Annotated in this window: 8 protein-coding genes; 3 read left to right on the top strand and 5 right to left on the bottom strand. The window is 32.2% G+C overall.

Features of this window, described 5'->3' with window-relative positions; all coding sequences use genetic code 11:
- The 5 genes from Q0992_RS14420 to Q0992_RS14400 form a co-directional block, all read right to left on the bottom strand.
- Window positions 1-835, bottom strand: an 835-nt coding sequence (locus Q0992_RS14420; RefSeq protein ID WP_299525928.1) for a YciI family protein, incomplete at its 3' end; no start/stop codon positions are given.
- The gene (locus Q0992_RS14415; protein ID WP_299525925.1) at window positions 826-1,230 is read right to left on the bottom strand and encodes a DUF1761 domain-containing protein; all 405 of its coding nucleotides are present in this window, start codon (window positions 1,228-1,230) and stop codon (window positions 826-828) included. The genes Q0992_RS14420 and Q0992_RS14415, both read right to left, overlap by 10 nt.
- Window positions 1,231-1,346: 116 nt before the next feature.
- Window positions 1,347-1,664 (bottom strand): hypothetical protein, encoded by a 318-nt coding sequence (locus Q0992_RS14410; protein WP_299525923.1) that lies wholly within the window; start codon window positions 1,662-1,664, stop codon window positions 1,347-1,349.
- A gap of 26 nt (window positions 1,665-1,690) precedes the next feature.
- The gene (locus tag Q0992_RS14405) at window positions 1,691-2,293 is read right to left on the bottom strand and encodes a hypothetical protein (RefSeq protein WP_299525920.1); all 603 of its coding nucleotides are present in this window, start codon (window positions 2,291-2,293) and stop codon (window positions 1,691-1,693) included.
- Window positions 2,294-2,306: 13 nt separating this feature from the next.
- Window positions 2,307-3,596 carry a DUF4440 domain-containing protein gene (locus Q0992_RS14400; protein ID WP_299525918.1) on the bottom strand — a complete coding sequence of 430 codons (1,290 nt, stop codon included), beginning with the start codon at window positions 3,594-3,596 and terminating at the stop codon, window positions 2,307-2,309.
- A gap of 164 nt (window positions 3,597-3,760) precedes the next feature.
- Between Q0992_RS14400 and Q0992_RS14395 the strand changes: the two genes are divergently transcribed.
- The 3 genes from Q0992_RS14395 (at window position 3,761) to Q0992_RS14385 (ending at window position 6,493) form a co-directional block, all read left to right on the top strand.
- Window positions 3,761-4,864: a sensor histidine kinase gene (locus Q0992_RS14395; protein ID WP_299525915.1), complete on the top strand. Its 1,104-nt coding sequence runs from the start codon at window positions 3,761-3,763 to the stop codon at window positions 4,862-4,864.
- Window positions 4,865-4,956: 92 nt separating this feature from the next.
- The gene (locus tag Q0992_RS14390) at window positions 4,957-5,661 is read left to right on the top strand and encodes a T9SS type A sorting domain-containing protein (RefSeq protein ID WP_299525912.1); all 705 of its coding nucleotides are present in this window, start codon (window positions 4,957-4,959) and stop codon (window positions 5,659-5,661) included.
- Between the two features lie 97 nt (window positions 5,662-5,758).
- Complete coding sequence (locus Q0992_RS14385) at window positions 5,759-6,493, top strand: LytTR family DNA-binding domain-containing protein (RefSeq protein ID WP_299525909.1); 735 nt, start codon at window positions 5,759-5,761, stop codon at window positions 6,491-6,493.
- Window positions 6,494-6,622: the final 129 nt, after the last annotated feature.

Genomic DNA, 6,622 nt, shown 5'->3' with positions numbered 1-6,622 from the left:
ATTTGAAATCCCATTTCCAGTCGAAACTATCCTTGGTGATATTATAGAATTTAGTTTCCCATTTTTTGGTATCGTCATGTAAAATGATTTCGTTGTTTTCATTCGTATAGGATGTCCAAACACCTTGCATATTATTACTATCAGATTCTAACCAAACCGTTTTCCATTCTTCTTTATCTGGGTTGTATATTCTAATATTAGAACCGAAATAGTCTTTACTATTGTCGTCATTTGGTTTTGCCAATTGTGTCCAATAATCTTGTACAGCATAGCCACCCATTACGTATTTGAATACCCAGGTGGCTTTACCTTTAGTCCAATTGCCTTCCTTTGTAAGGTTTAAAACCTCAACATCCCATTTACCAACCAATTGCCCATATTGCAAGGTTTCTTTTGGCGCATTTGCGTTTAGTTTTCCATAGTCTTCATTTACTGATTTGGTATTATCTAAGGTGAACAAGCCTTTTTCTGTCATCCACTTTTTCAAAGTATAAGTGTTGATACCATTTTTAATGGTTGGGTCAGCGTCTACCCATTTTTTTGCTTGTTCTTCATCTGTTGTATTTAAAATGAATAGTCCGCCACCAAAAAGATAGGGACCTGCTAACACCAGTTTCTTGCCCTTGGCTAAGGATTGTATATATTGCATATGCTCTTTCTGAACTTGCATTTTTTTTGAAGCATCTATCTGGGCGCTTTTATTAGGACTAAATTCAGCAACAATATATTGTTTGATGGAGCGGTCGTAGTTTATGCTTTGCGAAAATCCACTAGTTGAGTAAACTAAAAGTAGGATGAGAAGTCCAAAACATTGTTTTAATTGTTTTACTTCCATAGTCCTAGTATTATTCCCATTACTATAAAAGATACTACGATATAGCCAGCATTAATGAGGAATATTTTCATGCTGCGCCTTTCAAAAAGATATATGATACCCAGACTCATTGCTACCCATCCCAAACCTGCTAATGCACCACCAATTAAGCCCCATGTCCAAGATTCGTAGCCACTTACAAAACCTGCCAAATTAAAAGCCATGATTAAAGCCAAAATAAATGCGCCACCAAAGATGAGTTTCATATTTCCTGTTTCTAGAAATGATTTGTCTTTACCTAATTCTTTGAGCCATTGATTACCAAATAGTTTTGGCGAATACCATAAACCACCGATTAGAAACATTGATAGTGCTGCAGCTACTACAGCGATTACGTTAATTTTTACGTTCTCCATAACTTATTATTTGATGTTAGTTGATACTTAATTTTGTGTATGTAACTCTGTAATTTGTTGTGAGTTTTTCTTCTATTAGATGTAATTCGTAAGGGTCATCTGTTGCAGCCCCTTGTTCAAAATACCGACGATAGGTGCCAATATATTTGCCATCTTGAAATTTTACATTGAATATTTGACTTCCTTTTCTTAAAAACTTCAATTTTACCTGGATTAATGACATTGGCTATATAATCTCTTTGTCTTTTTACAACTTCGAAAACCACATCTTCTGGACCTTTCCATTGACCAATAATTTTATCTTCCTGCCTCTGGATACTTTCCTTGTTGATTATTGGATAGCTATAGGTCGTCTTTAAGCTTTGAGAAGAACTTAAAAGCGTAAACATATAAGCTAGTACAACAAAAAAGTAGTGTTTGTTAATTAATCGCATATGTTTTGTTTTATTAATTGTAATCGTTATAGATGAACTATTTTCCAGTCTTTAACTTCATATCTAATTGTATCATTGGGAAAGCATACATTTGTTTCGACACCATACATATCTTTTATCTCTATATACATTTTCAAATTTGTACTCGCTAACTTCTTTTTAGATATTTTGAATTCGTAATCGTTGTAGTTATTTAGCTGACTTTCATTAAGATCTTCTAGGTCTTTTCCTCTTAACAATAACCTGTTGGCTATCCAATTTTTATGATTTCCCCAATTCCACTTTGGCACGGTATCATTCCAACCCTCTATAAGTTTGCGTTCACCGAGTTGCATAGATGCATGAAAGTTTGTTATTTCATTAATTTCATTTGCAATGTAAACATCAGCATACCTTAAAACACTTTCATCGTTATCTAATCCTATGAATACATAATCATCGTTTTGAATAAGCATGATTTTGTTATTTCTTTCTAACTGAACAACTAAAGCCTTTTGCCAATCAATTTCATCTAGTTCACCATCTATCTCTATCGACAGATTATTGCTATATGGCACTTTAACTTGTGGCTTACACAACCATAATAGGGCTATAAATGAGAAGACTGATGGTTTTAGAAAGACTTGCATAAACAGTTATTTTCTACCTTATTGGCATATAGAAGTCCCTATAGATCTTAAATTCGCCATCTTGTTGTTTTATTGTTAATATTGCCTTTGATTTTGCTGTAACTGCTTCATCACCTTTTTTATAAACAATGTCAAATCGACAAATTGCCAGAACTTGTTCTCCAATACTTTCGGTCTCTAATATTTGAGTTTTCCAAGACACCGCTATACCGTCCAATTGCCTCCAATAAACAGTAACGTCATTAATACCCCTAATCTCATTGCCATTTGGATTATAGATAATAGCGTCAGTGGTATAGTAATTAGCAACTTCATCCATTTTGTTTGCCTCATAGGCTTTAGCCTGTTTATTTAATAGGGTTTTTACAATTTGATAGTCAGGACTGTTTTGTTCTTGCCGTTTTTGTATTTTGCCATTATCTAACCAATGCATAACATTAAGAACAAATTGTTTGTTTTGTGGTGCCCTTGGTGAATTAAATCCAACTTTGAATTTGTCTTTTACTATTTGGGCGGTAAACATCGCAGCCTCAGTAAAAAAGGCTACCTTCCCTTTACCGAAGTGCATAATAGCTCCCATCATTAAATCTGACGCATCTAAACGTTTTGTGTTATTTTCGAATTGCCACGCTATTTCTGGGATTAATAACTTATGTGTTTTAGGAAAACTTGCAACTTTAATAGCGTTTTCAGGTATTCTCAAACCAGAACCTGTAAATCCTGCAAGTGAATCTATATTTTTAGTAATAACCGTTTCGTATAAATTGCCTTGTTTTTTTGAATACACTTCTGGTGGCCATACTTGTTTTTCGCTCATTACAAAACCATCCTCATAATTAAAACCAAATGCCTTAGCCAGTTCATTAGTTGCACCAGCATAAGGCATATGGTCGGCAATAACCATCAAACTACCACCATTAATTACAAATGATTTTAGCACTTGGATTTCTTGAGGACTAAACGCATTTTCAATAGGACGTTTCCAATTACCTATGTTAGATTGATGAATTGGATTTGCAATTATAAATGTGTTTAGCAACTTTAAATTAGCTGATGTAATGTTTGATACCGGTTGTAATTGATAGCCATCTGCTCTCAATAATTTAGCAAAAGGTTGAAAGCCACCATCAATGGTATGTGAATTATTGTGTGAATCATCCACCCCAATAAGTGCTGTATATTCATCTGAATATTTTGGGCTTTTGATGCTTACATCAAAATCTAAGTCAGGCTTTTGCTGTTGCGCAAAAACTTGAATAGATAAAACACAAAGTACTAGTATTAAGAATTTGATGATTTTCATAACAGTAAATTTGTTCTAATCAAAAATGACCAATAAATTTCACTGTAAAGCTTAAATGAAACTTCCTACGAGAATTATGAAACCAACTACTGGAATTTTGAAACAAGACATTATTACCGTGCTATGAATTAAGCAATTTTCACAATCTTCAAACTTTTAAAAAGTTGATATTTGCAATAAAAATACTTATGGTAGCCTTTAATAAACTATTTACATCTCGGTTTAAGTACCTTTTTATTGCTTGGGGATTAATTGTAGTATTCGTTCTTCTTCAGATGAAGCTAGTAGGCTATTACAACCCTCAACAGATGTGGCGTTTATCGGACTATATAATTTACACATTGATACAATTAGTTATCGGTTGTTTTTTAATACTACTTTATGTTATTCCTTTATATGACTACATTAAGAATATAAATTCTGTGTTCTTAAAAGGCATAGCCATAATTTTGCACGCTCTCGTTTTCGGTATTTTATATATAGGATCTTTGAGTCTAACTTATGAACTTAAAGCTTTTGGAAAAATAACAACGCAACTAAAAGAGCGCGTTTTTAATTTATTCTTTACCGATTTGCACAATTCTATAAAAACCTACTTGATATTTATAGCAATATTATATGCTCATGATTTTTTTAAAAAAAATGCACAATCCATTATAAAACAGAAGAGTTTAGAAAATGAAATGGATAAGGTTAAGCTACAGTCTCTACGTGCACAATTGCAACCTCATTTTTTATTTAATGCTCTTAACAATGTTGTTGCTTTAATTGATGAAAATAAGCGTAAAGCGCAAGAGTCTCTTATACAACTTAGTGATTTACTGCGGTATACAGTTAACTTAGAACCCTATAAACTTGTAACGATTAATGAAGAAATAGAGACGCTTAAAACCTATATTAATATTGAAAAGGCCAAATATGAAACACAACTTAAGGTTACTTGGGATATACCTGATAAATTAGATAACTTCATGGTACCACCACTCATAATACAACCTTTGGTAGAGAATGCCATAAAACATGGATTTAAAAATAATGACAATCAATTGAGCATAAAAATTAGAATAAAGAAAGGACTTGTCGAAGTTAAAAATAATGGCAGTGTTTTGACACAACCTATTAATAAAGGTAATGGTTTGCGTTTGGTAGAAAAACGGTTAAATGTGCATTATGGTGACAAATTTCTCTTTTCTATTCATCAGAATAATGAGTGGATAGTGAATTCAATAGAATTATTAGAATATTATGAAAAAGAAGAAATTTCATAATTCGTGTAAAATGTTGCAAAAAACAGATACAACGTTTCAAATAAGAAATCAGCCACCCAATAAAATTTAGTTTTGAAAAAACTAATAACAGCATGAAACATCAAACTACTTTATTTCTATTTCTATTATTACTAGCAACATTTACATCTTACTCTCAAACCATCTGGAACGGACCAACAATTACATTCAACAAACCTAATGGCGCTGACTGGAATTTAGCACAAAACCAAGACAGGATAACAGACAATGTTTGGCTAACTCGCAAGTTTAATATGTCAATTTTTAATATTCAGCAAGAATCTGGTTCTGGTTTTGGGGCAACAAATACATCACCAACTGATACAGAATGGGCATTGGGAAGTTTGTCAGATGGCATAGGAAATTTAACCTTTGCCACTTTATCAACAACTTTAAACAATCAGCTTGGTAACAATATCGTTAACAACCCTATGGTATTACACCTAATTACAGATGACATATATATTGATATAAACTTTACTTTTTGGGCAGTGAATAATGTAGGCGGTGGTTTTACATATACTAGGTCAACTGAAGCAACGCTAGATATTGAAGAAAACAAAAACTTTCAGATTGATTTGAAATCCAATCCCGTTAAAGATTTTTTAGAAATATCTAATCTTACAAAGACTAGTGATTTTCAAATATTCAACATCAATGGGCAGCTTCTTAAGAAAGGGATTGTTAATAGAGATGACAAAATAGATGTATCAAACTTAACTACTGGAATATACTTTGTACGAATTAATAGTGTCAATTTGAAAATTATCAAACAATAATTGTATCCTTACATTATTTGAAAATTTAATACGTCGTATTAATGTAAAACTATTTTTCAATTTTTATTACCTTGTATCTAGGTAAAAGTTTTCAAATTTGATTTCTAAGACTATAATCGTAGAAGATGAAGGACCCGCGAGACGTAGGTTAGCGAAAATGGTGGAAGCGCATCCATCTTTAGAACTTATTACGTCATTAAAAAGTGGACAAGAAGCTATTACCCAAATACCTCTGCATCAACCGGATTTATTATTGTTAGACATTCAATTAAAAGATAAAACCGCGTTTGATGTATTAGCCCATATACAAACATCTATTACCAGTAAAATTATTTTTATTACCGCTTATGATAATTACGCTATTAAAGCCTTTGAGGTCGAGGCCATAGATTACTTGTTGAAACCTTATGACGAAGTACGTTTTAATACTGCTATTTCTCGTGTTATTAAAAACAACAATCCCCCTTTAGATGCTACAATTCTTAATGTTTTAAAAAAGAGTTTACAAGGTAAAAATTCGAAAATTAGTATACCAGAAGGCAATAAGACTCATCTATTTTTAGCCAAAGATATCATCTATATACAATCGGATAAATACTATGTGCATGTTCATACTAAAGCAGAAAAAAGACTTATCCGTATAACGTTAAAAAGATTGGAAGCTATACTGCCAAAAGATTTTATTCGTATTAATAAATCAGTTATAATCAACACTCAGCATATCAGTCAAATTGAATATCAAAAAAATTCAAGTCGAATACTCTTAACTAATGGTGGTGAGTTCTTTTCTTCAATGACTTATAATAAAGTGTTAAGGTTGAGGGTTCTATGATAAAAGCAATAAGACAAATATAAGCTCCCTACCATCTTTTTTCTTTCGTTCTCTAATGGATACATTCATGTGACAAATTTTTGTACCGTTTTGTACCTCGAAATAAAAAAGGTACAGATATGAGATTAA

This window comes from Winogradskyella sp., assembly GCF_028289625.1.
Classification (GTDB): Bacteria; Bacteroidota; Bacteroidia; order Flavobacteriales; family Flavobacteriaceae; genus Winogradskyella.
The sequence above is the reverse complement of the archived record's forward strand: the minus strand, read 5'-3'. Positions and strand labels throughout refer to the sequence as shown.